A 26,913-nucleotide genomic window follows, 5' to 3' on the forward strand; every position below is an offset into this window, starting at 1 on the left:
GCCGGCTGACCGGCTTTGGAGAGAGTATTGACGAGCAGGCTTACAGGAACAAATTCATTAAATGTCTTGTATCAATAGAAATAGACAATACATGTAGAAACAAAAAACCGGGCACTAGGCCCGGTTCTTTGTAGCAGACAGAACGTCTTACTCAGCAGCTTCTACAGCACCGCCGACCGGACGATCAACCAGCTCGACATACGCCATAGGCGCGTTGTCGCCAGCGCGGAAACCGCACTTCAGGATGCGCAGGTAGCCGCCCTGGCGGGTGGCATAACGCTTGCCCAGGTCATTGAACAGCTTGCCAACAGCGGACTTCGAACGGGTACGGTCGAAGGCCAGACGGCGGTTAGCTACGCTGTCTTCCTTGGCCAGGGTGATCAGCGGCTCGGCAACGCGGCGCAGTTCCTTGGCTTTCGGCAGGGTGGTTTTGATCAGCTCGTGCTCGATCAGCGACACTGCCATGTTCTGGAACATAGCCTTGCGGTGAGAGCTGGTACGGCTCAGGTGACGTCCACTTTTACGATGACGCATGATTCATTCCTTACCAAACACTACGTTCGGTGATTACGACGATCAGGCGGTCGCCTTGTCGTCTTTCTTAAGACTTGCAGGCGGCCAGTTGTCGAGGCGCATGCCGAGAGACAGACCACGAGAGGCCAGCACGTCCTTGATTTCAGTCAGGGACTTCTTGCCCAGGTTAGGAGTCTTCAACAGCTCTACTTCGGTACGCTGAATCAGGTCGCCGATGTAGTAGATGTTCTCCGCCTTGAGGCAGTTGGCCGAACGTACAGTCAGTTCCAGGTCGTCAACCGGACGCAGCAGGATCGGATCGATCTCGTCTTCCTGCTCGACTACGACAGGCTCGCTGTCACCTTTGAGGTCGACGAACGCGGCCAGCTGCTGTTGCAGGATGGTCGCGGCGCGGCGGATAGCCTCTTCAGGGTCCAGGGTGCCGTTGGTTTCCAGATCAATGACCAGCTTGTCCAGGTTGGTACGCTGTTCAACACGGGCGTTCTCGACCACATAGGCGATACGACGCACCGGGCTGAACGAAGCGTCCAGCTGCAGACGGCCAATGCTACGGCTTTCGTCTTCGTCGGTTTGACGGGAGTCGGCCGGCTCGTAACCACGACCACGAGCTACGGTGAGCTTCATGTTCAGGGCGCCGTTCGACGCCAGGTTCGCGATTACGTGATCGGGGTTGACGATCTCGACATCGTGATCCAGCTGAATATCGGCAGCGGTAACCACCCCCGAACCCTTTTTCGACAAGGTCAGCGTAACTTCGTCACGACCGTGCAGCTTGATAGCCAGGCCTTTCAGGTTCAACAGGATTTCAATGACGTCTTCCTGTACACCTTCGATCGCGGAGTACTCGTGGAGTACGCCATCGATCTCGGCCTCGACTACTGCACAGCCAGGCATGGAGGACAACAGGATGCGGCGCAGCGCGTTGCCCAGGGTATGGCCGAAACCACGCTCGAGAGGCTCGAGCGTGATCTTGGCGCGGGTCGGACTGACTACCTGCACATCAATGTGGCGGGGAGTCAGGAACTCATTTACCGAAATCTGCATGGATGCACCTATTTTCTAGCCCTTACTTGGAGTAGAGCTCGACAATCAGGTTCTCGTTGATGTCGGCAGACAGGTCACTGCGAGCAGGAACGTTCTTGAAAACGCCCGACTTTTTAGCAGCATCCACATCAACCCACTCAACGCGGCCACGCTGGGCGCACAGTTCAAGGGCTTGAACAATGCGCAGCTGGTTCGACGACTTCTCGCGAACCGCGACCACGTCACCCGGACGAACTTGGTAGGATGGAATGTTCACAGTCTTACCGTTGACGCTGATCGCTTTGTGCGAAACCAGCTGACGGGATTCGGCGCGAGTCGAACCGAAGCCCATACGGTAGACGACGTTATCCAGACGGCACTCGAGCAGTTGCAACAGGTTCTCACCGGTTGCGCCTTTTTTCGAGGCTGCAGCCTGGTAGTAACCGCGGAACTGACGCTCCAGAACACCATAGATACGACGAACTTTTTGCTTCTCGCGCAGCTGGGTACCGTAGTCGGACTGACGGCCACGGCGCTGGCCGTGGATACCTGGGGCTGCTTCGATGTTGCACTTCGATTCCAGAGCGCGAACGCCGCTCTTCAGGAACAGGTCAGTGCCTTCACGGCGAGACAGTTTGCATTTTGGACCAATGTAACGTGCCATTTATCTGTCTCCTGATTACACGCGACGCTTCTTCGGCGGACGGCACCCGTTGTGCGGGATTGGCGTCACGTCGGTGATGCTGGCGATCTTGTAGCCGCAGCTGTTCAGTGCACGAACGGCGGACTCACGACCTGGACCTGGACCCTTGACGTTCACGTCGAGGTTCTTCAGACCGTATTCCAGCGCAGCTTGACCAGCACGCTCAGCAGCGATCTGGGCTGCGAACGGGGTGGATTTGCGCGAACCACGGAAACCCGAACCACCGGAGGTCGCCCAGGACAAAGCGTTGCCCTGACGGTCGGTGATGGTCACGATGGTGTTGTTGAAAGAGGCATGGATGTGGGCGATGCCATCAACCACTGTCTTTTTGACTTTCTTACGAGGACGAGCAGCAGGTTTTGCCATGTCTATATTCCTGGGCGATTACTTGCGGATCGGCTTACGCGGGCCCTTACGGGTGCGTGCGTTGGTCTTGGTGCGCTGACCGCGAACCGGCAGACCTTTACGATGACGCAGGCCGCGGTAGCAACCCAGGTCCATCAAGCGCTTGATCTTCATGTTGATGTCACGACGCAGGTCACCTTCAGTGGTGAACTTCGCGACTTCGCCACGCAGGGTTTCGATTTGCTCGTCGCTCAGATCCTTGATCTTAGCGGCTGGGTTTACACCAGCGTCCGCACAGATCTTCTGTGCAGTAGTGCGACCGACACCATAGATGTAGGTCAGCGAGATAACAGCATGCTTGTTATCTGGAATGTTGACGCCTGCAATACGGGCCATTCAGTGGGACTCCAATTGACAGCTACCTACGCCCCGGAAGCCAAGAAATAGGGCGCGAGATAATATCGCTGTAGAAACGAATAATCAACCCAGCAGCACACTAGCTGCTGGGTTTGAAGCGCAGATCACACTCAGCCTTGGCGCTGTTTGTGACGCGGTTCCGCGCTGCAGATCACTCGTACGACGCCTTCGCGACGGATGATCTTGCAGTTACGGCACAGCTTTTTCACCGATGCACGAACTTTCATTACCGACTCCTCGAACCTTAGGGGCGTATCAGCGCAGCAGACCGCTGCCACCGTAGCCTTTCAGGTTGGCTTTCTTCATCAGGGATTCGTACTGGTGCGAAACGAGGTGCGATTGTACTTGGGACATGAAGTCCATCACAACCACTACCACAATCAGCAACGAGGTCCCGCCAAGGTAGAACGGCACATTTGCTGCCACCACCAGGAACTGGGGCAGAAGGCAGACGGCCATCATGTAAAGAGCACCGAACATGGTCAGACGGGTCAGAACGCCATCAATGTAGCGTGCCGACTGCTCACCAGGACGGATACCCGGAATAAAGGCACCGGACTTCTTCAGGTTTTCCGCTACGTCTTTCGGGTTGAACATCAGCGCTGTGTAGAAGAAGCAGAAGAAAATGATCCCTGCACTAAACAGCAGAATGTTCAACGGCTGACCAGGAGCGATCGACTGCGAGATGTCCTGCAGCCAGCCCATACCTTCGGACTGACCGAACCAGGCACCCAGCGAAGCCGGGAACAGCAGAATGCTGCTCGCGAAAATGGCTGGGATAACCCCGGCCATGTTCACCTTCAGCGGCAGGTGGCTGGTCTGCGCAGCGAAGACCTTGCGGCCCTGCTGACGCTTGGCGTAGTGAACGGCGATACGACGCTGACCACGCTCAATGAACACCACGAAGCCGATAATCGCTACTGCCAGCAAACCGATAGCGACCAGGGCGAAAATGTTGATATCGCCTGTGCGTGCAGACTCGAAAGACTGCCCGATTGCTCTCGGAAGACCGGCAACGATACCTGCGAAGATCAACATCGAGATACCGTTGCCCACACCGCGCTCGGTGATCTGCTCGCCCAGCCACATCATGAACATCGCGCCAGCCACGAAGGTTGAGACGGCAACGACATGGAAGCCCAGACCTACAGAAAACGCCACGCCCTGGTTGGCCAGGCCAATGGACATGCCAATGGCTTGAACCAGCGCCAGGATAACGGTGCCGTAGCGGGTGTACTGGCTGATCTTGCGACGGCCAGCTTCACCTTCCTTCTTCAACTGCTCCAGTTGCGGGCTGACCGCCGTCATCAGCTGCATGATGATCGATGCCGAGATGTACGGCATGATCCCCAGTGCAAAGATGCTCATGCGCTCGAGCGCGCCACCGGAAAACATGTTGAACAAGCTAAGAATGGTCCCCTCATTCTGCCGAAACAGATCCGCCAGACGGTCTGGATTGATGCCAGGAACCGGGATATGCGCACCTATCCGATAGACGATGATCGCCATGAACAGAAAGCGCAGACGAGCCCAGAGTTCCGACATCCCGCCCTTACCGAGCGAAGAGAGAGCACCTTGCTTAGCCATTTATTCCTCGAACTTGCCGCCAGCTGCTTCGATAGCCGCACGCGCACCCTTGGTGGCTGCGATACCCTTGATGGTGACTGCGCGAGTGACTTCGCCAGACAGCATGATTTTCACGCGCTGTACATTCTGGCCGATCACGTTGGCATCCTTCAGGGATTGCACGGAGATCACGTCGCCTTCCACCTTGGCCAGCTCGGACAGACGCACTTCAGCGCGGTCCATGGCTTTCAGGGAAACGAAGCCGAACTTCGGCAGACGACGGTGCAGCGGTTGTTGACCGCCTTCGAAGCCCGGAGCGATGGTGCCACCGGAACGGGAGGTCTGACCTTTGTGACCACGGCCACCAGTCTTGCCCAAACCGCTACCGATACCACGACCCGGACGATGCTTCTCGCGACGGGAACCCGGCGCTGGACTCAGATCATTGAGTTTCATCGATTAACCCTCGACCTTCAGCATGTAGTAAGCCTTGTTGATCATCCCGCGGTTCTCGGGAGTATCCTGGACTTCTACAGTGTGACCGATGCGACGCAGACCCAGGCCTTTAACGCACAGTTTGTGGTTAGGCAGACGGCCGGCAGTGCTCTTGATCAGCGTTACTTTTACGGTTGCCATGATCAGAAGATCTCCTCAACGCTCTTGCCGCGCTTGGCAGCAATGGATTCAGGAGATTGCATGGCTTTCAGACCCTTGAAGGTGGCGTAAACCACGTTCACAGGGTTGGTCGAACCGTAGCACTTGGCCAGAACGTTCTGAACACCAGCAACTTCCAGGACAGCACGCATTGCGCCACCGGCGATGATACCGGTACCTTCCGAGGCAGGCTGCATGTAAACCTTCGAGGCGCCGTGGGCAGCCTTGGTGGCGTACTGCAGGGTGGTGCCCTTCAGGTCAACCTGGATCATGTTGCGGCGAGCAGCTTCCATGGCTTTCTGGATCGCAGCAGGTACTTCGCGCGACTTGCCACGGCCGAAGCCAACACGACCTTTGCCATCACCTACCACGGTCAGCGCGGTGAAGGTGAAGATACGGCCGCCTTTTACGGTTTTGGCAACGCGGTTAACTTGAACCAGCTTCTCGATGTAGCCTTCGTCGCGCTTTTGATCGTTATTTGCCATAACTTAGAACTCCAGCCCGCCTTCACGAGCAGCATCAGCCAGCGCCTTGACGCGGCCGTGGTACTTGAAGCCGGAACGGTCAAAGGCAACTTGAGATACACCGGCGGCTTTCGCACGCTCAGCTACCAGCTTGCCAACCTTAGTGGCCGCGTCGATGTTGCCAGTGGCGCCATCACGCAGTTCTTTGTCCAAGGTCGAGGCGCTTGCCAGAACCTTGCTGCCGTCGGCCGAAATGACCTGGGCGTAGATGTGCTGCGAGGAGCGGAACACGCACAGGCGCACGACTTCGAGTTCGTGCATCTTGAGGCGTGCTTTGCGAGCGCGACGCAGTCGAGTAACTTTTTTGTCGGTCATTTGCTAGGCCCTACTTCTTCTTGGCTTCTTTACGACGGACTACTTCGTCCGCGTAACGCACACCCTTGCCTTTGTAAGGCTCTGGCGGACGGAAGTCGCGGATTTCAGCGGCCACCTGACCCACCAGCTGCTTGTCGATACCCTTGATCAGGATGTCGGTCTGGCTTGGGGTTTCAGCGGTGATACCGGCTGGCAGTTCGTAGTCCACTGGGTGCGAGAAGCCCAGAGCCAGGTTCAGGACGGTGCCCTTGGCCTGTGCCTTGTAACCAACACCGATCAGCTGGAGCTTGCGCTCGAAGCCTTGGCTTACGCCCTGGACCATGTTGTTCACCAGAGCGCGGGTGGTACCGGCCATGGCGCGAGCTTGCTGGTCACCGTTGCGAGCAGCGAAACGCAGCTCACCAGCTTCTTCGGTAACTTCAACAGACGAGTGAACGTTCAGTTCGAGAGTGCCTTTGGCACCCTTCACCGAAAGCTGCTGGCCGGCGAATTTGACTTCGACACCTGCTGGCAGCTTAACGGGGTTCTTAGCGACGCGAGACATGCCTATCTCCCCTTAGAACACTGTGCACAGAACTTCGCCGCCGACACCGGCAGCGCGCGCAGCGCGATCAGTCATCACACCTTTGTTGGTGGAGACGATAGACACGCCCAGGCCGCCACGTACTTTCGGCAGCTCTGCGACGGACTTGTACTGGCGCAGGCCTGGACGGCTGGAGCGCTTCAGTTCCTCGATGACCGGACGGCCTTCGAAGTACTTCAGTTCGATCGACAGGGAAGGCTTGGCCTCACCAGTTACCTGGTAGCCAGCGATGTAACCTTCGTCCTTCAGAACTTTGGCAACCGCGACCTTCAGGGTGGAGGAAGGCATGCTTACGACGGACTTTTCAGCCATCTGGGCATTACGGATGCGAGTTAGCATGTCCGCTAACGGGTCCTGCATACTCATGGGCTAGATGCTCCTGATACAAGAATTATTAGCCTTGCGGCTATCACAACCACCCGAGCAGGCAGGGCAAAAAACCCAGGCTCAGGTGAGCCGGTCATTCTAGACACAAGGCAGAAACGAAACAAGCCCCATATAGGGGCTTGTTTGTTGGCGAGGTCACCGGCGGTCGGAAGATTGCTCCCCTTCCGCCGGGATCCAGCCGGCAGCGATTACCAGGAGGCCTTGACCAGACCTGGTACGTCACCGCGCATGGCAGCGGCACGCAGCATGTTACGGCCCAGGCCGAACTTACGGTATACACCGTGAGGACGACCGGTCAGGCGGCAACGGTTGCGCAGACGCGAGGCGCTAGCGTCACGTGGCTGCTTCTGCAGAGCGACAACGGCAGCGAAACGCTCTTCAGGAGAGGCGTTCAGGTTGACGATGGTCGCTTTCAGCTCAGCACGCTTCTTAGCGAACTTTGCTACCGTGAGCTGACGCTTCAGCTCGCGGTTCTTCATGCTCTTCTTGGCCATTTTCCTACTCCAATCAGTTGCGGAACGGGAACTTGAAAGCACGCAGCAGAGCGCGGCCTTCGTCATCCGAACGAGCAGTGGTGGTCAGGGTGATGTCCAAACCGCGCAGAGCATCGATCTTGTCGTAATCGATTTCCGGGAAGATGATCTGCTCTTTCACGCCCATGCTGTAGTTGCCACGGCCATCGAAGGACTTGGCATTCAGGCCGCGGAAGTCGCGTACCCGAGGCAGGGAGATCGCCAGCAGGCGGTCCAGGAATTCGTACATCTTGTCGCGACGCAGGGTCACCTTGACGCCGATCGGCCAGCCCTCACGGACCTTGAAGCCCGCGATGGATTTACGAGCGAAAGTCACGACCGGCTTTTGACCGGTGATCTTTTCCAGGTCGGCAACAGCGTGCTCGATGACTTTCTTGTCGCCGATCGCTTCGCCCAGACCCATGTTCAGGGTGATCTTGGTAACGCGCGGAACTTCCATCACGTTCGACAGCTTAAGTTCTTCCTTAAGCTTAGGAGCGATTTCGTTCCGGTAAATCTCTTTCAGTCGTGCCATGGTCTTCTACCTAGCAGTGTTCAAGCATCAACCGCTTTTTGGGTCGACTTGAAGACACGAATTTTTTTACCGTCTTCTACTTTGAAACCAACGCGGTCAGCCTTGTTGGTTTCACCGTTGAAGATGGCAACGTTGGAAGCGTGCAGAGGCGCTTCTTTCTCGACGATACCGCCCTGTACGCCCGCCATCGGGTTAGGCTTGGTATGACGCTTGACCAGGTTCACACCACCGACAACCAGACGGTTGTCAGCCAGAACCTTCAGCACCTTACCGCGCTTACCCTTGTCTTTGCCGGCGATCACGATGATCTCGTCGTCACGACGAATCTTTTGCATGTCGGATCTCCTTACAGCACTTCAGGGGCGAGCGAGACGATCTTCATGAACTTCTCGGTACGAAGTTCACGGGTCACTGGCCCGAAGATGCGAGTGCCGATCGGCTCTTGCTTGTTGTTCAGCAGAACAGCAGCGTTGCCGTCGAAACGAATGATGGAACCGTCGGCGCGACGAACACCGTGACGGGTGCGGACGACAACAGCGGTCATCACCTGGCCTTTCTTGACCTTGCCGCGCGGAATCGCTTCCTTGACGGTTACTTTGATGATGTCACCGATGCCGGCGTAACGGCGGTGCGAACCGCCGAGTACCTTGATGCACATGACGCGACGAGCGCCGCTGTTATCGGCCACATCGAGCATGGATTGAGTCTGAATCATAAAATTTCTCCGACCCTTAGCCCTTAGACTTCAACAGCGCGTTCGAGGACTTCAACCAGTGCCCAGGACTTGGTCTTGGCCAGCGGACGGGTTTCACGGATGGAAACCTTGTCGCCGATCTTGCACTGGTTGGATTCGTCGTGCGCGTGCAGCTTAGTCGAACGCTTAACGTATTTACCGTAGATCGGGTGCTTTACGCGACGCTCGATCAGAACGGTGATGGTCTTGTCCATTTTGTCGCTGACGACACGGCCAGTCAGCGTACGGACGGTTTTTTCAGCTTCAGCCATGATCACTTACCTGCCTGCTGGTTGAGCACAGTTTTCACGCGAGCGATGTCACGCTTAACTTGCGAGAGCAGGTGCGACTGCCCCAACTGGCCAGTTGCTTTCTGCATACGCAGATTGAACTGGTCGCGCAGCAAGCCGAGCAGTTGCTCATTCAGTTGCTGTGCCGATTTTTCACGAAGTTCATTCGCTTTCATCACATCACCGTCCGCTTAACAAAGGAGGTGGCGAGAGGCAGCTTTGCAGCAGCCAGGGCGAAAGCTTCGCGCGCCAGCTCTTCAGAAACACCTTCGATTTCATACAGGACTTTGCCTGGCTGAATCTGGGCAACCCAGTATTCCACGGAGCCCTTACCTTTACCCATACGAACCTCGAGAGGCTTCTTGGAGATCGGCTTGTCCGGGAACACACGGATCCAGATCTTGCCGCCACGCTTAACGTGACGGGTCAGCGCACGACGTGCGGATTCGATCTGGCGAGCGGTGAGGCGACCGCGAGCAACAGCTTTCAGGGCGAATTCGCCGAAGCTGACTTTGCTACCGCGCAGTGCCAGACCACGGTTGTGGCCAGTCATCTGCTTGCGGAATTTTGTACGCTTTGGTTGCAACATTTGGCGTACCCCTTACTTAGCAGCTTTTTTACGAGGCGCTGGTGCTTGTGGTTTCAGTTCTTCTTGGCGACCACCAATCACTTCGCCTTTGAAGATCCAAACCTTCACACCGATCACACCGTAAGTGGTGTGAGCTTCGTAGGTGTTGTAGTCGATATCGGCACGCAGGGTGTGCAGCGGCACACGACCTTCGCGATACCACTCGGTACGAGCAATCTCAGCACCGCCGAGACGACCGCTCACCTGGATCTTGATGCCCTTGGCACCAATACGCATGGCGTTCTGTACGGCGCGCTTCATGGCGCGACGGAACATTACGCGGCGTTCCAGCTGCTGAGCTACGCTCTGCGCAACCAGCATGGCGTCGAGTTCCGGCTTGCGGATCTCTTCGATGTTGATGTGCACAGGCACACCCATCTGCTTGGTCAGGTCCTGACGCAGCTTCTCGACATCTTCACCTTTCTTACCGATAACGATACCGGGACGAGCGGTGTGGATGGTGATGCGTGCAGTTTGAGCCGGACGATGAATATCGATACGGCTTACGGACGCGCTTTTTAGTTTGTCCTGGAGGTACTCACGCGTTTTCAGATCCTTCAACAGGTAATCTGCGTAAGTAGCACCGTCTGCGTACCAGACGGAGGTGTGCTCCTTGACGATTCCCAGGCGAATGCCAGTGGGATGTACTTTCTGACCCATCTGATCGACTCCGTTACTTGTCCGCAACCTTGACAGTGATATGGCAAGACCGCTTGACGATGCGATCAGCACGGCCTTTGGCACGTGGCATGATGCGCTTCAGCGAACGCCCTTCGTTGACGAAGACGGTGGAGACCTTCAGGTCATCAACGTCTGCGCCTTCGTTGTGTTCGGCGTTGGCTACGGCCGACTCGAGGACTTTCTTCATGATTTCAGCGGCTTTTTTGCTGCTGAAGGCCAACAGGTTGAGCGCTTCGCCCACCTTCTTCCCGCGGATCTGGTCGGCGACCAAGCGGGCTTTCTGGGCGGAGATGCGAGCGCCCGACAACTTAGCGGCTACTTCCATTTCCTTACCCCTTAACGCTTGGCTTTCTTGTCAGCCACGTGCCCGCGGTAGGTGCGGGTACCGGCGAACTCGCCCAGTTTGTGGCCGACCATGTCTTCGTTCACCAGAACTGGGACATGTTGACGACCGTTGTGTACCGCGATGGTCAGACCGACCATTTGTGGCAGGATCATCGAACGGCGCGACCAGGTTTTAACTGGCTTGCGATCGTTCTTCTCCACCGCCACTTCGACCTTCTTCAGCAGGTGAAGATCGATAAAAGGACCTTTTTTCAGAGAACGTGGCACTGTCGTATCCCTCTAGTTACTTGCGACGACGGACGATCATGTTGTCGGTACGCTTATTACCACGGGTCTTCGCACCCTTGGTTGGGAAGCCCCATGGCGATACCGGATGACGACCACCGGAGGTACGACCTTCACCACCACCATGCGGGTGGTCAACCGGGTTCATGGCAACACCACGAACGGTTGGGCGAACGCCGCGCCAGCGTTTGGCACCAGCTTTACCCAGCGAGCGCAGGCTATGCTCGGAGTTCGAGACTTCGCCCAGGGTCGCACGGCACTCAGCCAGGACTTTACGCATTTCACCAGAGCGCAGACGCAGGGTCACGTAGACACCTTCGCGAGCGATCAGCTGAGCCGAAGCACCAGCGGAACGAGCGATCTGAGCACCTTTACCCGGCTTCAGTTCGATGCCGTGAATGGTGCTACCTACTGGAATGTTGCGCAGCTGCAGGGAGTTACCGGCCTTGATTGGGGCCAGGGCACCTGCGATCAGCTGATCGCCAGCACTCACGCCTTTAGGGGCGATGATGTAGCGACGCTCACCGTCTGCGTAGCACAGCAGGGCGATGTGAGCAGTACGGTTCGGGTCGTATTCGATACGCTCGACAGTGGCTGGAATGCCATCTTTGTCGTTGCGACGGAAGTCGACCAGACGGTAATGCTGCTTGTGACCACCACCAACGTGACGAGTGGTAATGCGGCCATTGTTGTTACGACCACCAGACTTCGATTTCTTCTCGATCAGCGGTGCGTGAGGAGCGCCTTTGTGCAGCTCCTGGTTGACCACCTTGACCACGAAACGGCGGCCAGGGGAAGTCGGTTTGCATTTAACGATTGCCATGATGCACCCCTTCCTTACTCAGCACTGCTGCTGAAATCGAGATCTTGGCCTGGCTGAAGGGAGACGATTGCCTTCTTCCAGTCATTACGCTTGCCCAGACCACGTGCGGTACGCTTGGTTTTACCCAGAACGTTAACAGTCGACACGTTTTCAACTTTTACGTTGAACAGGCCTTCGACAGCTTTCTTGATTTCCAGCTTGGTTGCATCGGTAGCAACCTTGAATACGAACTGGCCTTTTTTCTCAGCCAGAACGGTAGCCTTCTCGGAAACGTGCGGGCCAAGGAGGACTTTGAATACGCGTTCCTGGTTCATCCCAGCAGCTCCTCGAATTTCTTCACGGCCGAGACAGTGATCAACACTTTCTCGTATGCGATCAGACTGACCGGGTCGGAACCTTGTACGTCACGCACATCGACGTGCGGCAGGTTGCGAGCAGCCAGGTACAGGTTCTGATCAACAGCGTCGGAAACGATCAATACATCGTTCAGACCCATGCCGTTCAGCTTGTTCAGCAGATCTTTGGTTTTCGGTGCTTCGACAGCGAAGTCCTGAACCACGACCAGACGGTCGCTACGCACCAGCTCAGCGAGGATGGAGCGCAGGGCTGCGCGGTACATCTTCTTGTTGAGCTTCTGCGAGTGATCTTGAGGGCGAGCTGCGAAGGTGACACCACCGCCACGCCAGATCGGACCACGAGTGGTACCAGCACGAGCACGGCCAGTACCCTTCTGACGCCATGGGCGCTTACCGCCACCAGCCACGTCGGAACGGGTCTTCTGCTGCTTGGTGCCCTGACGGCCGCCGGCCATGTAGGCCACGACTGCTTGGTGTACCAGCGTCTCGTTGAATTCGCCACCGAAAGTCAGTTCGGAAACTTCGATCGCCTGAGCGTCATTTACATTGAGTTGCATGTCAGTTTCCCCTTAACCGCGAGCCTTGACAGCCGGACGTACAACCACGTCGCCGCCAGTAGCGCCTGGAACGGCACCCTTGACCAGCAGCAGGTTGCGTTCAGCGTCTACGCGAACTACTTCCAGGGACTGAACAGTCACGCGCTCGGCGCCCATGTGACCGGACATTTTCTTGCCCTTGAACACACGACCAGGAGTCTGGCACTGGCCGATGGAACCTGGGACACGGTGCGACACGGAGTTACCGTGGGTGTTGTCCTGGCCACGGAAGTTCCAGCGCTTGATGGTACCGGCGAAGCCTTTACCTTTGGACTGACCAGTAACGTCTACCAGCTGGCCTGCAGTGAAGAGTTCAGCTTTGATCAGATCGCCAGCCTGGAAATCGCCTTCTTCAAGACGGAACTCCCAGACACCGCGACCAGCGGCAACGTTGGCCTTGGCGAAGTGGCCTGCCTGAGCGGCAGTCACACGCGAAGCACGACGCTCGCCGACAGTGACTTGCACTGCACGGTAGCCATCGGTTTCTTCAGTTTTGAACTGGGTGACGCGATTCGGCTCGATCTCGATGACCGTGACCGGAATGGAGACACCTTCTTCGGTGAAAATGCGGGTCATACCGCATTTGCGACCGATTACACCAATAGTCATGTTGTAAACCTCATGAGTGTACGGGGCTTTCACCCGCTATGGCCGCCCATTTCAGAGCGTTACACGACCAGACCGAAGTCTTAGCCGAGGCTGATCTGTACTTCCACACCTGCCGCCAGATCAAGCTTCATCAGCGCGTCAACGGTTTTATCCGTTGGCTGGACGATGTCCAGAACACGCTTATGAGTGCGGATCTCGTACTGGTCACGCGCGTCTTTGTTGACGTGCGGGGAAACCAGAACGGTGAAACGCTCTTTGCGGGTAGGCAGTGGAATTGGACCACGCACTTGTGCACCAGTACGTTTCGCGGTTTCCACGATTTCCTGGGTGGATTGGTCGATCAGGCGATGGTCGAAAGCCTTCAACCTGATACGGATTTGCTGATTTTGCATTGGATTTCAGACTCCAGGCTGTTCCCAACGGACGCACTACGCCCGCTAAAAGGAGGCGTGATTCTATAGACGCCCCCATTTAGTGTCAACCCAATAAAAAAAACCCCCGCTGAGCGGGGGTTTTTTCAATCGGTCGAGTGATTACTCGATGATTTTGGCTACGACGCCGGCGCCGACGGTACGACCGCCTTCACGGATAGCGAAGCGCAGACCGTCTTCCATTGCGATGGTCTTGATCAGGGTGACAGTCATCTGAATGTTGTCACCTGGCATTACCATTTCAACGCCTTCCGGCAGTTCGCAGTTACCGGTCACGTCAGTGGTACGGAAGTAGAACTGAGGACGGTAGCCTTTGAAGAACGGAGTGTGACGACCGCCTTCTTCCTTCGACAGAACGTAGACTTCTGCGGTGAACTTGGTGTGCGGCTTGACCGAACCTGGCTTGACCAGAACCTGGCCACGCTCAACGTCGTCACGCTTGGTACCACGCAGCAGAACGCCGCAGTTCTCACCAGCACGGCCTTCGTCCAGCAGCTTGCGGAACATTTCAACACCGGTGCAGGTGGTGGTCGAAGTGTCACGCAGACCAACGATTTCCAGCGGATCCTGAACGCGGACGATACCACGCTCGATACGACCGGTAACAACGGTACCACGACCCGAGATCGAGAATACGTCTTCGATCGGCATCAGGAACGGCTGGTCAACGGCACGAACTGGCTCAGGGATGTAGGCATCCAGAGTTTCTACCAGCTTCTTCACAGCGGTAGTACCCATTTCGTTGTCGTCTTTGCCTTCCAGCGCCATACGAGCCGAACCGATGATGATCGGGGTGTCGTCGCCTGGGAAGTCGTAGGTGGACAGCAGGTCGCGAACTTCCATCTCGACCAGTTCCAGCAGCTCAGCGTCGTCTACCAGGTCAGCCTTGTTCAGGAAGACCACGATGTACGGAACGCCTACCTGACGGGACAGCAGGATGTGCTCACGGGTTTGTGGCATCGGACCATCGGCGGCCGAGCAAACCAGGATCGCGCCGTCCATCTGGGCAGCACCGGTGATCATGTTCTTCACGTAGTCAGCGTGACCTGGGCAGTCAACGTGAGCGTAGTGACGAATGTTCGAGTTGTACTCGACGTGAGCGGTGTTGATGGTGATACCGCGCGCTTTTTCTTCCGGAGCCGAGTCGATCTTGTCGAACTCAACGACTGCCGAACCGAATACTTCGGAGCAGACGCGAGTCAGAGCTGCGGTCAGAGTGGTCTTACCGTGGTCAACGTGGCCGATGGTGCCGACGTTAACGTGGGGAAGGGAACGATCAAATTTTTCTTTAGCCACGACAGTGAACCTCTTGCCTAAAGGGCTGGATTAGCCTTGTTTTTTAACGAGTGCTTCGACGATGTTCGACGGAGCTTCGGAGTACTTGGAGAATTCCATGGAGTAGCTTGCGCGACCCTGAGACATGGAACGAACGTCGGTCGCATAACCGAACATCTCTCCCAGCGGGACTTCTGCACGGATAACCTTGCCGGAAACCGAGTCATCCATACCCTGGATCAGACCACGACGACGGTTCAGGTCACCCATCACGTCACCCATGTAGTCCTCAGGGGTTACTACCTCAACCTTCATGATCGGCTCAAGCACAACACCGCCGCCCTTCTGGGCCAGCTGCTTGGTCGCCATGGAGGCCGCGATCTTGAACGCCATCTCGTTGGAGTCGACGTCGTGGTACGAACCGTCGAACACGGTAGCCTTCAGACCGATCAGAGGATAGCCGGCAACAACGCCGTTCTTCATCTGCTCTTCGATACCCTTCTGGATCGCCGGGATGTATTCCTTAGGAACCACACCGCCAACGACTTCGTTGGTGAAGACCAGGCCTTCGGTGATGTTGCCTTTTTCGTCCTGATCCGGCTCGGAGAAGCGGATCCAGCAGTGACCGAACTGACCACGACCACCGGACTGACGAACGAACTTACCTTCGATCTCGACACCAGACTTGGTGATCTTCTCGCGGTAGGAAACCTGCGGCTTGCCGATGTTGGCTTCAACGTTGAACTCGCGCTTCATGCGGTCAACGATGATGTCCAGGTGCAGCTCACCCATACCGGAGATGATGGTCTGGCCGGTTTCTTCGTCGGTCTTGACGCGGAACGACGGGTCTTCCTGGGCCAGCTTGCCCAGAGCGATGCCCATCTTTTCCTGGTCTTGCTTGGTCTTCGGCTCAACCGACAGGGAAATTACCGGCTCAGGGAAGTCCATACGCTCAAGGATGATTGGCTTGTCGGCGTCGCACAGGGTTTCACCAGTGGTAACGTCCTTCATGCCGATCAGGGCCGCGATGTCACCAGCGCGTACTTCCTTGATCTCTTCACGCTGGTTGGCGTGCATCTGCACCATACGACCAACGCGCTCTTTCTTGCCTTTTACCGAGTTGATGACCGAGTCACCGGAGCTCAGAACGCCCGAGTAGACGCGAACGAAGGTCAGGGTACCTACGAACGGGTCGGTAGCGATCTTGAACGCCAGAGCCGAGAACGGCTCGTTGTCGTCGGCGTGACGCTCGTCCTGACGAATAGCCGGGTCATCTTTGGCCAGGTCGGCGTCGTCCGGGTTGATACCCTTGATTGCAGGGATCTCGGTCGGAGCCGGCAGGTAGTCAATAACGGCGTCGAGAACCAGGGGCACGCCCTTGTTCTTGAACGAGGAACCGCAGACAGCAGGAACGATCTCGCTCGCCAGAGTACGGGCGCGCAGACCAGCCTTGATGTCTTCGACGGACAGGTCACCTTCTTCAAGGTACTTGTTCATCAGCTCTTCGTTGGCTTCGGCAGCAGCCTCGACCATGTTGCTGCGCCACTCGTTGGCCAGCTCGACCATATCCGCAGGAATTTCTTCCTCGCGGTAGGTGGTGCCCTTGTCGTCTTCGTTCCAGTAGATGGCTTTCATCTTGATCAGGTCAACCTGACCCTGGAAGTCGTCTTCTGCACCGATAGCCAGCTGGACCGGAACCGGGGTGTGACCCAGGCGGTTCTTGATCTGGCCGACAACGCGCAGGAAGTTGGCACCGGCACGGTCCATCTTGTTCACGTAGACAACACGTGGAACGCCGTACTTGTTGGCCTGACGCCATACGGTTTCGGACTGCGGCTCAACGCCGGAGGTACCGCAGAACACAACGACCGCGCCGTCGAGTACGCGCAGCGAACGCTCTACTTCAATGGTGAAGTCAACGTGGCCGGGGGTATCGATGACGTTTACGCGGTAGTTGTCATACTGACCACGGGAACCTTTCCAGAAGGTGGTAACGGCAGCGGAGGTAATGGTGATACCGCGCTCCTGCTCCTGCACCATCCAGTCGGTGGTCGCGGCGCCGTCATGCACCTCGCCCATCTTGTGGCTCAGACCTGTGTAGAACAGGATCCGCTCGGTAGTGGTAGTCTTGCCCGCGTCAACGTGGGCACAGATACCGATGTTACGGTAGCGGTTAATTGCTGTAGTACGAGCCATAAAGCCCTCGCAAAATGATTGATGCTTGAATTAGAAGCGGTAGTGCGAGAACGCTTTGTTGGCTTCGGCCATACGGTGCACGTCTTCACGCTTCTTGACTGCAGCACCCTTGCCTTCAGCAGCATCCAGCAGCTCGCCGGCCAGGCGCAGGGCCATCGACTTCTCGCCGCGCTTGCGGGCGTAGTCTACGAGCCAGCGCATTGCCAGAGCGTTACGACGGGATGGACGAACTTCAACCGGAACCTGGTAAGTGGCACCGCCGACACGGCGGGACTTAACTTCGACCAGCGGAGCGATGGCGTCGAGAGCTTTCTCGAAGATTTCCAGGGGGTCGCTGTTCTTGCGTGCTTTGACGGTATCCAGGGCACCATAAACGATGCGCTCGGCTACGGCCTTCTTGCCGCTTTCCATCACGTGGTTCATGAACTTGGCGAGAATCTGGGATCCGTACTTCGGATCGTCAAGGATCTCACGTTTTGCTGCTACACGACGTCTTGGCATGATAAGCCCTCAAACGGTCTTCAGGTTAGCCCGGGACCAGGTCTCTCGACCCCTGCCCGACCTTACTCTTATCGACTCAAATAAATGGATGTCTGCAAACGACCGATTACTTCGGACGCTTGGTACCGTACTTCGAACGACCCTGGTTACGGCCTTTAACGCCCGAAGTATCCAGAGAGCCGCGAACGGTGTGGTAACGAACACCTGGCAAGTCTTTTACACGGCCGCCACGGATCAGGACGACGCTGTGCTCTTGCAGGTTGTGGCCTTCACCGCCGATGTACGAGGAAACCTCGAAACCGTTGGTCAGGCGCACACGGCATACTTTACGCAGTGCCGAGTTAGGTTTTTTCGGCGTGGTGGTGTACACACGGGTGCACACGCCACGACGCTGCGGGCAGTTCTGCAGCGCAGGTACGTCGGATTTCTCGACGGTACGCTTACGCGGCTGACGTACCAGCTGGTTGATAGTTGCCATCTACTAGCTCCACTGATTGTCTTGCGACGCTATTGTCTTGCAAGAAAGCCAAAAATTGGCGAGACGGAGCCTCACCAAATTTAAGGGTACAAAAGTCTAAAGAGGATCTTGCACCCAGTCAAGACGAGGCCCCGGCCCTCCCCGCCCGGTCATCGGCAACAATTGATGTCACCGATGGCCTTGCGAGATGCGCCGGGGCCCTGCCCTGTACTTAGTTACCGCTGGAGTTCAGCGCTTCGGTCAGTGCGGCTTCCACCTCACTGGCGCTCACACGCAGCGGCTTGTCGGCGTCACGGCGACGCTTGCGCTCGCTGTGGTAGGCCAGACCAGTACCGGCCGGGATCAGACGACCCACGACCACGTTCTCTTTCAGGCCGCGCAGGTAGTCGCGCTTGCCGGTTACCGCCGCTTCGGTCAGTACGCGGGTGGTTTCCTGGAAGGAAGCCGCGGAGATGAACGACTCGGTCGACAGCGAGGCCTTGGTGATACCCAGCAGCACGCGAGTGAACTTGGAGACGAACTTGTCCTCGGCAGCGAGACGCTCGTTCTCTACCAGCACCTGGGTCAGTTCCATCTGGTCGCCCTTGATGAAGCTGGAATCGCCCGACTCGGTGATCTCGACCTTGCGCAGCATCTGACGCAGGATGGTCTCGATGTGCTTGTCGTTGATCTTCACGCCCTGCAGACGGTAAACGTCCTGGATCTCGTTGACGATGTACTTCGCCAGCGCGCTCACACCCAGCAGACGCAGGATGTCATGCGGATCGCTCGGGCCGTCGGAGATAACTTCGCCGCGGTTTACCTGTTCGCCTTCGAAGACGTTCAGGTGGCGCCACTTCGGAATCAGTTCTTCGTACGGTTCGCTGCCATCGGTCGGGGTAATGACCAGGCGACGCTTGCCCTTGGTCTCTTTACCGAATGCGATGGTGCCGCTGACTTCAGCCAGAATCGAGGCCTCTTTCGGACGGCGCGCTTCGAACAGGTCGGCAACGCGCGGCAGACCACCGGTGATGTCACGGGTCTTCGACGTTTCTTGCGGGATACGCGCGATAACGTCACCGACACCGATCTGGGCACCGTCAGCCACACCGACAAGGGCGTTGGCCGGCAGGAAGTACTGGGCAGGTACGTCGGTACCTGGCAGGTACAGGTCCTTGCCGGAAGCGTCGACCATCTTGATTGCCGGACGGATTTCCTTACCAGCGGCAGGGCGATCCTTGACGTCCAGCACTTCGATGTTGGTCAAACCGGTCAGTTCGTCGGTCTGACGCTTGATGGTGATGCCTTCTTCCATGCCGACGAAGGTCACGGTACCTTTCAGCTCGGTGACGATCGGGTGGGTGTGCGGGTCCCACTTGGCGACGATGGCGCCAGCTTCGACCTTTTCACCTTCCTTGACCGAAATCACCGCACCGTAAGGCAGCTTGTAGCGCTCACGCTCACGGCCGAACTCGTCGGCAATGGCCAGTTCGCCAGAACGCGATACGGCAACCAGGTTGCCATCAGCACGTTCTACCTGCTTCAGGTTGTGCAGACGCACCATACCGCCATTCTTCACCTGGACGCTGTCGGCAGCCGAGGTACGGCTTGCAGCACCACCGATGTGGAACGTACGCATGGTCAGCTGGGTACCCGGCTCACCGATCGACTGTGCAGCGATAACGCCGACAGCTTCACCGATGTTCACCTGGTGACCGCGAGCCAGGTCACGACCGTAGCACTTGGCGCAGATACCGTAGCGGGTTTCGCAGTTGATAGGCGAACGCACGACGACTTCGTCGATGCTGTTCAGCTCGATGAACTCGACCCACTTCTCGTCGACCAGAGTACCGGCCGGAACGATGACGTCCTCGGTGCCTGGCTTGAACACGTCACGGGCGATAACACGACCCAGTACACGCTCACCCAGCGGCTCTACAACGTCGCCGCCTTCGATGTGCGGAGTCATCAGCAGACCCTGGTCGGTGCCGCAGTCGATCTCGGTAACTACCAGATCCTGGGCAACGTCTACCAGACGGCGAGTCAGGTAACCGGAGTTCGCAGTCTTCAGTGCGGTATCCGCCAGACCCTTACGAGCACCGTGAGTCGAAATGAAGTACTGCAGAACGCTCAGGCCTTCACGGAAGTTCGCAGTGATCGGCGTCTCGATGATCGAGCCGTCCGGCTTGGCCATCAGGCCACGCATACCGGCCAGCTGACGGATCTGGGCCGCGGAACCCCGCGCACCGGAGTCAGCCATCATGTACATCGAGTTGAAGGACTCTTGCTCGACTTCCTTGCCTTCGCGGTCGATGACCTTCTCTTTCGAGAGGTTGGCCATCATCGCCTTGGACACTTCGTCGTTCGCCTTCGACCACAAGTCGATGACCTTGTTGTACTTCTCGCCCTGGGTTACCAGGCCGGAAGCGTACTGGCTCTCGATCTCCTTCACTTCGTCGGTAGCGGTACCGATGATGCGGGCCTTCTCGTCCGGGATAACGAAGTCGTTAACGCCGATGGAGACGCCGGAAATGGTCGAGTAAGCGAAACCGGTGTACATCAGCTGGTCAGCGAAGATAACGGTCTCTTTCAGACCAACCACGCGGTAGCACTGGTTGATCAGCTTGGAGATCGCCTTCTTCTTCATCGGCTGGTTGACCACGTCGTACGGCAGGCCTGCCGGTACAACCTGGAACAGCAGCGCACGGCCGACAGTGGTGTCGACGATGCGGGTGTTCTTGACCACGGAACCGTCACGCTCTTTCACGGTTTCGTTGATACGAACCTTGATTTTCGCGTGCAGGGCAGCCTCGCCGGCGCGGAATACGCGGTCGACTTCCTGCAGGTCAGCGAATACGCGGCCTTCGCCCTTGGCGTTGATGGCTTCGCGGGTCATGTAGTACAGACCCAGTACAACGTCCTGCGACGGAACGATGATTGGCTCACCGTTGGCTGGCGACAGGATGTTGTTGGTCGACATCATCAGCGCGCGCGCTTCGAGCTGGGCTTCCAGGGTCAGCGGCACGTGAACGGCCATCTGGTCACCGTCGAAGTCGGCGTTGTACGCGGCACAGACCAACGGGTGCAGCTGGATGGCCTTGCCTTCGATCAGAACCGGCTCAAAGGCCTGGATACCCAGACGGTGCAGGGTAGGCGCACGGTTGAGCAGTACGGGGTGTTCGCGGATCACCTCGGCGAGCACGTCCCAGACCTCTGGCAGCTCGCGCTCGACCATCTTCTTGGCAGCCTTGATGGTGGTCGCCAGACCACGCATCTCCAGCTTGCCGAAAATGAACGGCTTGAACAGCTCGAGGGCCATCTTCTTCGGCAGACCGCACTGGTGCAGACGCAGGGTCGGACCTACGGTAATTACCGAACGGCCAGAGTAGTCCACACGCTTACCGAGCAGGTTCTGACGGAAGCGACCTTGCTTACCTTTGATCATGTCAGCCAGGGACTTCAGCGGACGCTTGTTCGAGCCAGTGATGGCGCGACCGCGACGGCCGTTGTCCAGCAGGGCGTCGACCGCTTCCTGCAGCATGCGCTTTTCGTTGCGCACGATGATGTCCGGCGCCGACAGATCCAGCAGGCGCTTCAGACGGTTGTTACGGTTGATCACCCGACGATACAGGTCGTTCAGGTCGGAGGTCGCGAAGCGGCCGCCATCCAGCGGAACCAGCGGACGCAGGTCCGGCGGCAGTACTGGCAGGACGGTCAGGACCATCCACTCAGGCAGGTTGCCCGAGCCCTGGAACGCTTCCATCAGCTTCAGGCGCTTGGACAGCTTCTTGATCTTGGTTTCCGAGTTGGTCTGCGGAATCTCTTCGCGCAGGCGGCCGATCTCGTGCTCCAGGTCGATAGCGTGCAGCAGCTCGCGGACAGCCTCGGCACCCATGCGGGCATCGAAGTCGTCACCGAACTCTTCCAGCGCTTCGAAGTACTGCTCGTCGTTCAGCAGCTGGCCCTTTTCCAGGGTGGTCATGCCCGGGTCGATAACCACGTAGCTCTCGAAGTAGAGCACGCGCTCGATATCACGCAGGGTCATGTCCATCAGCAGGCCGATACGGGACGGCAGCGACTTCAGGAACCAGATGTGGGCAACCGGCGAGGCCAGTTCGATGTGCGCCATGCGCTCACGACGAACCTTGGCCAGGGCAACTTCAACGCCGCACTTCTCGCAGATCACGCCGCGGTGCTTGAGGCGCTTGTACTTGCCGCACAGGCACTCGTAGTCCTTGACTGGGCCAAAGATCTTGGCGCAGAACAGGCCGTCACGCTCAGGCTTGAACGTACGGTAGTTGATGGTTTCCGGCTTCTTAACTTCACCGAACGACCACGAACGGATCATTTCAGGCGACGCCAGACCGATGCGGATGGCGTCGAACTCTTCGACTTGACCCTGGTTTTTCAGCAAATTCAGTAGGTCTTTCAAGGCCTTTCCTCCTGGCGGAGCAGGGAGCGGGCATTACCTGCCCCACTCCCCTTCGCGTCACGTGTTATTCGGTTTCCAGATCGATATCGATACCGAGCGAACGGATCTCTTTGATCAACACGTTGAAGGACTCGGGCATGCCCGGCTCCATACGGTGATCGCCATCCACGATGTTCTTGTACATCTTGGTACGGCCGTTCACGTCGTCCGACTTCACTGTGAGCATTTCTTGCAGGGTGTATGCCGCGCCGTATGCTTCCAGCGCCCACACTTCCATCTCCCCGAAACGCTGACCACCGAACTGCGCCTTACCACCCAGCGGCTGCTGGGTAACCAGGCTGTAGGAACCAGTGGAACGCGCGTGCATCTTGTCGTCCACCAAGTGGTTCAGCTTGAGCATGTACATGTAACCAACGGTCACAGGACGCTCGAACTTGTTGCCGGTACGGCCATCGAACAGCACCATCTGGCCGCTCTCTGGCAGGTCGGCCAGCTTCAGCATGGCCTTGATCTCATGCTCCTTGGCACCGTCGAAGACCGGGGTAGCCATCGGCACGCCCTTCTTCAGGTTGTTGGCCAGGGCCATGATCTCTTCGTCGGTGAACTCGTCCAGGTTTTCCTGGCGACCGCCGATCTCGTTGTAGACCTCGGTCAGGAACACGCGCAGTTCAGCCGCCTTGCGCTGCTCTTCGATCATACGGTCGATCTTCTCGCCCAGACCCTTGGCCGCCAGGCCCAGGTGGGTTTCGAGGATCTGACCGACGTTCATACGCGAAGGTACGCCCAGCGGGTTCAGTACGACGTCGACCGGAGTACCGTTGGCGTCGTGCGGCATGTCTTCGACTGGCATGATGACCGAGACGACACCTTTGTTACCGTGACGACCGGCCATCTTGTCACCCGGCTGGATGCGACGGCGGATTGCCAGGTAAACCTTGACGATCTTCAGTACGCCCGGCGCCAGGTCATCGCCCTGCTGCAGCTTGCGCTTCTTGTCTTCGAACTTGTCGTCCAGCAGACGGCGACGGTCGACGATGTACTGCTGAGCCTTTTCCAGCTGCTCGTTCAGTGCATCTTCGGCCATGCGCAGTTTGAACCACTGGCCGTGCTCCAGACCGTCCAGCACTTCGTCAGTGATCACGGTGCCTTTCTTCAGGCCCGCGCCACCGTCGACCACTTGGCCGTTCAGGGCAGAACGCAGACGCTCGAAGGTAGCACCTTCGACGATGCGGAACTCTTCGTTGAGGTCCTTGCGGATCTCGTCCAGCTGCATCTTTTCGATGGCCAGGGCGCGGCTGTCACGCTCGACGCCATCACGGGTGAAGACCTGTACGTCGATGACGGTACCCTTGGTGCCGGTTGGCACGCGCAGGGAGGTGTCCTTAACGTCGCTGGCCTTCTCACCGAAGATTGCACGCAGCAGTTTTTCTTCCGGAGTCAGCTGGGTTTCGCCTTTTGGCGTGACCTTGCCGACCAGGATGTCACCAGCGCCGACTTCGGCACCCACATAGACGATACCGGCTTCGTCCAGCTTGTTCAGTGCGGCCTCACCCACGTTCGGGATGTCCGCAGTGATTTCCTCTGGGCCAAGCTTGGTGTCACGCGCCACACAGGTCAGTTCCTGGATGTGGATGGTGGTGAAGCGGTCTTCCTGGACCACACGCTCGGACAGGCAGATGGAGTCTTCGAAGTTGAAGCCGTTCCACGCCATGAACGCGATGCGCATGTTCTGACCCAGTGCCAGTTCACCCATGTCGGTGGACGGGCCGTCGGCCATGATGTCGCCACGCTGAACCTTGTCACCCTTGCTCACCAGCGGACGCTGGTTGATGCAGGTGTTCTGGTTCGAACGGGTGTACTTGGTCAGGTTGTAGATATCCACACCTGCTTCGCCGGTTTCCACCTCGTCGTCGGCAACGCGGACAACGATACGGCTGGCGTCGACCGAGTCGATCACACCACCACGGCGAGCAACCACGCAAACACCGGAGTCACGGGCTACGTTGCGCTCCATGCCGGTACCTACCAGCGGCTTGTCGGCGCGCAGGGTCGGTACAGCCTGACGCTGCATGTTCGAACCCATCAATGCACGGTTGGCGTCGTCGTGCTCGAGGAACGGAATCAGCGACGCAGCGACGGAAACAACCTGCTTCGGCGAAACGTCCATCAGGGTGACGTCTTCCGGCGCCTTGACGGTGAATTCGTTCAGGTGACGAACCGCTACCAGCTCATCGATCAGCTGCTTCTTCTCGTTCATCGCGGCCGAAGCCTGGGCGATGACGTGATCCGCTTCTTCAATGGCCGAGAGGAACACGATGTCGTCGCTGACCACGCCTTCCTTCACCACACGGTACGGGCTTTCCAGGAAGCCGTACTGGTTGGTGCGGGCATAGGCTGCCAGGGAGTTGATCAGACCGATGTTCGGACCTTCAGGGGTCTCGATCGGGCACACGCGACCGTAGTGGGTCGGGTGTACGTCACGGACTTCGAAGCCGGCGCGCTCACGGGTCAGACCGCCTGGGCCGAGTGCGGAGACACGGCGCTTGTGGGTGATCTCGGAGAGCGGGTTGTTCTGGTCCATGAACTGCGACAGCTGGCTGGAACCGAAGAACTCTTTCACCGCCGCCGCAACCGGCTTGGCGTTGATCAGGTCTTGCGGCATCAGGCCTTCGCTTTCTGCCATCGACAGGCGTTCCTTGACCGCGCGCTCGACACGCACCAGGCCAACGCGGAACTGGTTCTCGGCCATCTCGCCGACGCAACGTACGCGACGGTTACCGAGGTGGTCGATGTCGTCGACGATGCCTTTGCCGTTACGGATGTCGACCAGGGTCTTCAGGACCTCGACGATATCTTCCTTGCTCAGAACGCCCGAACCTTCGATCTCGGTACGACCGATACGGCGGTTGAACTTCATGCGGCCAACGGCAGACAGGTCGTAACGCTCGGCGCTGAAGAACAGGTTGTTGAACAGGGTCTCGGCAGCATCCTTGGTTGGCGGCTCGCCTGGACGCATCATGCGGTAGATCTCGACCAGAGCTTCCAGCTGGTTGCTGGTGGTGTCGATCTTCAGGGTGTCGGAGATGAACGGACCACAATCGATGTCGTTGGTGTACAGGGTTTCGATACGAACGACCTGTGCCTTGGCAACCTTGATCAGCAGCTCGGTGGTCATCTCGGTGTTGCATTCGGCCAGGATTTCGCCGGTAGCCGGATGCACGATGGCCTTGGCAGTCGTACGGCCCAGGACGTATTCCATTGGAACGTCCAGCTGCTTGACGCCAGCTTTCTCGAGCTGGTTGATGTGGCGCGCGGTAATACGGCGGCCCTGCTCGACAATGACCTTGCCGGTTTCGTCATGGATGTCCATGACGGCAACTTCACCACGCAGACGCTGCGGCACCAGTTCCAGGCTGAGTTTCTCACCGGAAATGTGGAAGACGTTGGTGGTGTAGAAGGTGTTCAGCACTTCTTCAGTGCTGTAGCCCAGGGCGCGCAGCAGCACCGAGGCCGGCAGTTTGCGACGACGGTCGATACGCACGAACACGCAGTCCTTCGGATCGAACTCGAAGTCCAGCCAGGAACCGCGGTAAGGGATGATGCGAGCGGAGTACAGCAGCTTGCCGGAGCTGTGCGTCTTGCCACGGTCGTGGTCGAAGAACACACCAGGCGAACGGTGCAGCTGGGAAACGATCACACGCTCGGTACCGTTGATAACGAAGGTACCGTTCTCAGTCATCAGGGGAATTTCACCCATGTAGACTTCTTGCTCTTTGATGTCCTTGATCGCTTTGTTCGACGATTCCTTGTCGAAGATGATCAGGCGCACCTTGACCCGCAGTGGGACCGCGAAGGTCACGCCACGCAGGACACATTCCTTCACATCGAAGGCGGGTTCGCCCAGGCGATAGCCTACGTACTCCAGGGCAGCATTGCCGGAGTAGCTGATGATCGGAAATACCGATTTGAAGGCCGCGTGCAGGCCGACGTCGCGGAACTGATCCTTGGATGCTCCCGCTTGCAGGAATTCGCGATACGAATCCAGCTGGATGGCCAGGAGGTAAGGCACATCCATGACGTCCGGCAACTTGCTAAAGTCCTTGCGGATACGTTTTTTCTCAGTGTATGAGTAAGCCATCAGCGTTCCCCAGCTTGGTCACCTGCTTGTTTGGCTTCT

General features: G+C 57.7%; 34 protein-coding genes. All 34 read right to left on the reverse strand.

The window, feature by feature from the left end; all coding sequences use genetic code 11:
- Positions 1-147: 147 nt before the first annotated feature.
- Positions 148-534: a 50S ribosomal protein L17 gene (gene rplQ / locus ACLEJP_RS16380; RefSeq protein WP_003255451.1), complete on the reverse strand. Its 387-nt coding sequence runs from the start codon at positions 532-534 to the stop codon at positions 148-150.
- Positions 535-576: 42 nt separating this feature from the next.
- On the reverse strand, positions 577-1,578 hold the full coding sequence (locus ACLEJP_RS16385; RefSeq protein WP_003255452.1) for a DNA-directed RNA polymerase subunit alpha: 1,002 nt from the start codon (positions 1,576-1,578) through the stop codon (positions 577-579).
- A gap of 22 nt (positions 1,579-1,600) precedes the next feature.
- Positions 1,601-2,221: a 30S ribosomal protein S4 gene (gene rpsD / locus ACLEJP_RS16390; protein WP_087503320.1), complete on the reverse strand. Its 621-nt coding sequence runs from the start codon at positions 2,219-2,221 to the stop codon at positions 1,601-1,603.
- A gap of 15 nt (positions 2,222-2,236) precedes the next feature.
- On the reverse strand, positions 2,237-2,626 hold the full coding sequence (gene rpsK / locus ACLEJP_RS16395) for a 30S ribosomal protein S11 (protein WP_003255454.1): 390 nt from the start codon (positions 2,624-2,626) through the stop codon (positions 2,237-2,239).
- An 18-nt stretch (positions 2,627-2,644) separates the two neighbouring features.
- Positions 2,645-3,001, reverse strand: coding sequence for a 30S ribosomal protein S13 (gene rpsM / locus ACLEJP_RS16400; RefSeq protein ID WP_003257112.1), 357 nt, complete (start codon positions 2,999-3,001; stop codon positions 2,645-2,647).
- 131 nt (positions 3,002-3,132) lie between these two features.
- Complete coding sequence (rpmJ, locus tag ACLEJP_RS16405; RefSeq protein ID WP_002555468.1) at positions 3,133-3,249, reverse strand: 50S ribosomal protein L36; 117 nt, start codon at positions 3,247-3,249, stop codon at positions 3,133-3,135.
- A gap of 28 nt (positions 3,250-3,277) precedes the next feature.
- Positions 3,278-4,609, reverse strand: a complete 1,332-nt coding sequence (secY, locus tag ACLEJP_RS16410) for a preprotein translocase subunit SecY (protein WP_003257108.1) — start codon at positions 4,607-4,609, stop codon at positions 3,278-3,280.
- A complete protein-coding gene (gene rplO / locus ACLEJP_RS16415; RefSeq protein WP_170027994.1) occupies positions 4,610-5,044 on the reverse strand; it encodes a 50S ribosomal protein L15 in 435 nt (144 codons plus the stop codon).
- 3 nt (positions 5,045-5,047) lie between these two features.
- On the reverse strand, positions 5,048-5,224 hold the full coding sequence (rpmD, locus tag ACLEJP_RS16420) for a 50S ribosomal protein L30 (RefSeq protein ID WP_028690238.1): 177 nt from the start codon (positions 5,222-5,224) through the stop codon (positions 5,048-5,050).
- Between the two features lie 2 nt (positions 5,225-5,226).
- Complete coding sequence (gene rpsE, locus ACLEJP_RS16425) at positions 5,227-5,727, reverse strand: 30S ribosomal protein S5 (RefSeq protein WP_003255465.1); 501 nt, start codon at positions 5,725-5,727, stop codon at positions 5,227-5,229.
- A gap of 3 nt (positions 5,728-5,730) precedes the next feature.
- Entirely contained in the window at positions 5,731-6,081 is a 351-nt protein-coding gene (rplR, locus tag ACLEJP_RS16430; RefSeq protein ID WP_009397496.1) for a 50S ribosomal protein L18, read from the reverse strand.
- Between the two features lie 10 nt (positions 6,082-6,091).
- Positions 6,092-6,625: a 50S ribosomal protein L6 gene (gene rplF, locus ACLEJP_RS16435; protein WP_170027993.1), complete on the reverse strand. Its 534-nt coding sequence runs from the start codon at positions 6,623-6,625 to the stop codon at positions 6,092-6,094.
- A 12-nt stretch (positions 6,626-6,637) separates the two neighbouring features.
- Entirely contained in the window at positions 6,638-7,030 is a 393-nt protein-coding gene (gene rpsH, locus ACLEJP_RS16440; RefSeq protein WP_009681971.1) for a 30S ribosomal protein S8, read from the reverse strand.
- 209 nt (positions 7,031-7,239) lie between these two features.
- Positions 7,240-7,545 (reverse strand): 30S ribosomal protein S14, encoded by a 306-nt coding sequence (gene rpsN / locus ACLEJP_RS16445; protein WP_225780171.1) that lies wholly within the window; start codon positions 7,543-7,545, stop codon positions 7,240-7,242.
- Positions 7,546-7,558: 13 nt separating this feature from the next.
- Positions 7,559-8,098, reverse strand: a complete 540-nt coding sequence (gene rplE / locus ACLEJP_RS16450; RefSeq protein ID WP_003257095.1) for a 50S ribosomal protein L5 — start codon at positions 8,096-8,098, stop codon at positions 7,559-7,561.
- A 20-nt stretch (positions 8,099-8,118) separates the two neighbouring features.
- The gene (gene rplX, locus ACLEJP_RS16455; protein ID WP_013970637.1) at positions 8,119-8,433 is read right to left on the reverse strand and encodes a 50S ribosomal protein L24; all 315 of its coding nucleotides are present in this window, start codon (positions 8,431-8,433) and stop codon (positions 8,119-8,121) included.
- Positions 8,434-8,444: 11 nt separating this feature from the next.
- Positions 8,445-8,813, reverse strand: a complete 369-nt coding sequence (gene rplN / locus ACLEJP_RS16460) for a 50S ribosomal protein L14 (protein ID WP_002555479.1) — start codon at positions 8,811-8,813, stop codon at positions 8,445-8,447.
- A gap of 23 nt (positions 8,814-8,836) precedes the next feature.
- Positions 8,837-9,103, reverse strand: coding sequence for a 30S ribosomal protein S17 (rpsQ, locus tag ACLEJP_RS16465; protein WP_008089812.1), 267 nt, complete (start codon positions 9,101-9,103; stop codon positions 8,837-8,839).
- Positions 9,104-9,105: 2 nt separating this feature from the next.
- Positions 9,106-9,297, reverse strand: a complete 192-nt coding sequence (gene rpmC / locus ACLEJP_RS16470; protein WP_002555481.1) for a 50S ribosomal protein L29 — start codon at positions 9,295-9,297, stop codon at positions 9,106-9,108.
- Positions 9,297-9,710, reverse strand: coding sequence for a 50S ribosomal protein L16 (rplP, locus tag ACLEJP_RS16475; protein ID WP_003255479.1), 414 nt, complete (start codon positions 9,708-9,710; stop codon positions 9,297-9,299). Before rplP ends, rpmC begins: the two co-directional genes overlap by 1 nt.
- 12 nt (positions 9,711-9,722) lie before the next feature.
- Entirely contained in the window at positions 9,723-10,409 is a 687-nt protein-coding gene (gene rpsC, locus ACLEJP_RS16480; protein ID WP_003255481.1) for a 30S ribosomal protein S3, read from the reverse strand.
- Positions 10,410-10,422: 13 nt separating this feature from the next.
- Complete coding sequence (gene rplV, locus ACLEJP_RS16485; protein ID WP_003103908.1) at positions 10,423-10,755, reverse strand: 50S ribosomal protein L22; 333 nt, start codon at positions 10,753-10,755, stop codon at positions 10,423-10,425.
- Between the two features lie 11 nt (positions 10,756-10,766).
- Complete coding sequence (rpsS, locus tag ACLEJP_RS16490; protein ID WP_003255482.1) at positions 10,767-11,042, reverse strand: 30S ribosomal protein S19; 276 nt, start codon at positions 11,040-11,042, stop codon at positions 10,767-10,769.
- A gap of 16 nt (positions 11,043-11,058) precedes the next feature.
- Positions 11,059-11,883: a 50S ribosomal protein L2 gene (gene rplB, locus ACLEJP_RS16495; RefSeq protein WP_015268750.1), complete on the reverse strand. Its 825-nt coding sequence runs from the start codon at positions 11,881-11,883 to the stop codon at positions 11,059-11,061.
- 14 nt (positions 11,884-11,897) lie between these two features.
- Positions 11,898-12,197, reverse strand: coding sequence for a 50S ribosomal protein L23 (gene rplW, locus ACLEJP_RS16500; RefSeq protein ID WP_003255484.1), 300 nt, complete (start codon positions 12,195-12,197; stop codon positions 11,898-11,900).
- Positions 12,194-12,796, reverse strand: a complete 603-nt coding sequence (rplD, locus tag ACLEJP_RS16505) for a 50S ribosomal protein L4 (protein ID WP_008089819.1) — start codon at positions 12,794-12,796, stop codon at positions 12,194-12,196. The genes rplW and rplD overlap by 4 nt, the downstream gene beginning before the upstream one ends.
- A 12-nt stretch (positions 12,797-12,808) precedes the next feature.
- Positions 12,809-13,444, reverse strand: a complete 636-nt coding sequence (gene rplC / locus ACLEJP_RS16510) for a 50S ribosomal protein L3 (protein ID WP_003257089.1) — start codon at positions 13,442-13,444, stop codon at positions 12,809-12,811.
- Positions 13,445-13,524: 80 nt separating this feature from the next.
- The gene (gene rpsJ, locus ACLEJP_RS16515) at positions 13,525-13,836 is read right to left on the reverse strand and encodes a 30S ribosomal protein S10 (protein ID WP_003186070.1); all 312 of its coding nucleotides are present in this window, start codon (positions 13,834-13,836) and stop codon (positions 13,525-13,527) included.
- A gap of 141 nt (positions 13,837-13,977) precedes the next feature.
- Positions 13,978-15,171 carry an elongation factor Tu gene (tuf, locus tag ACLEJP_RS16520; protein WP_013970634.1) on the reverse strand — a complete coding sequence of 398 codons (1,194 nt, stop codon included), beginning with the start codon at positions 15,169-15,171 and terminating at the stop codon, positions 13,978-13,980.
- A 30-nt stretch (positions 15,172-15,201) separates the two neighbouring features.
- Positions 15,202-17,346 carry an elongation factor G gene (gene fusA / locus ACLEJP_RS16525; protein ID WP_440808070.1) on the reverse strand — a complete coding sequence of 715 codons (2,145 nt, stop codon included), beginning with the start codon at positions 17,344-17,346 and terminating at the stop codon, positions 15,202-15,204.
- Positions 17,347-17,376: 30 nt separating this feature from the next.
- Entirely contained in the window at positions 17,377-17,847 is a 471-nt protein-coding gene (rpsG, locus tag ACLEJP_RS16530) for a 30S ribosomal protein S7 (RefSeq protein ID WP_003246741.1), read from the reverse strand.
- Positions 17,848-17,953: 106 nt separating this feature from the next.
- Positions 17,954-18,325 (reverse strand): 30S ribosomal protein S12, encoded by a 372-nt coding sequence (gene rpsL / locus ACLEJP_RS16535; RefSeq protein ID WP_003257088.1) that lies wholly within the window; start codon positions 18,323-18,325, stop codon positions 17,954-17,956.
- A gap of 211 nt (positions 18,326-18,536) precedes the next feature.
- Positions 18,537-22,736, reverse strand: coding sequence for a DNA-directed RNA polymerase subunit beta' (gene rpoC, locus ACLEJP_RS16540; RefSeq protein WP_170027990.1), 4,200 nt, complete (start codon positions 22,734-22,736; stop codon positions 18,537-18,539).
- A 64-nt stretch (positions 22,737-22,800) separates the two neighbouring features.
- The gene (rpoB, locus tag ACLEJP_RS16545) at positions 22,801-26,874 is read right to left on the reverse strand and encodes a DNA-directed RNA polymerase subunit beta (protein WP_289129216.1); all 4,074 of its coding nucleotides are present in this window, start codon (positions 26,872-26,874) and stop codon (positions 22,801-22,803) included.
- Between the last annotated feature and the right edge of the window lie 39 nt (positions 26,875-26,913).

The sequence above is a fragment of the Pseudomonas sp. SMV7 genome, from assembly GCF_052041995.1.
Lineage (GTDB): Bacteria > Pseudomonadota > Gammaproteobacteria > Pseudomonadales > Pseudomonadaceae > Aquipseudomonas.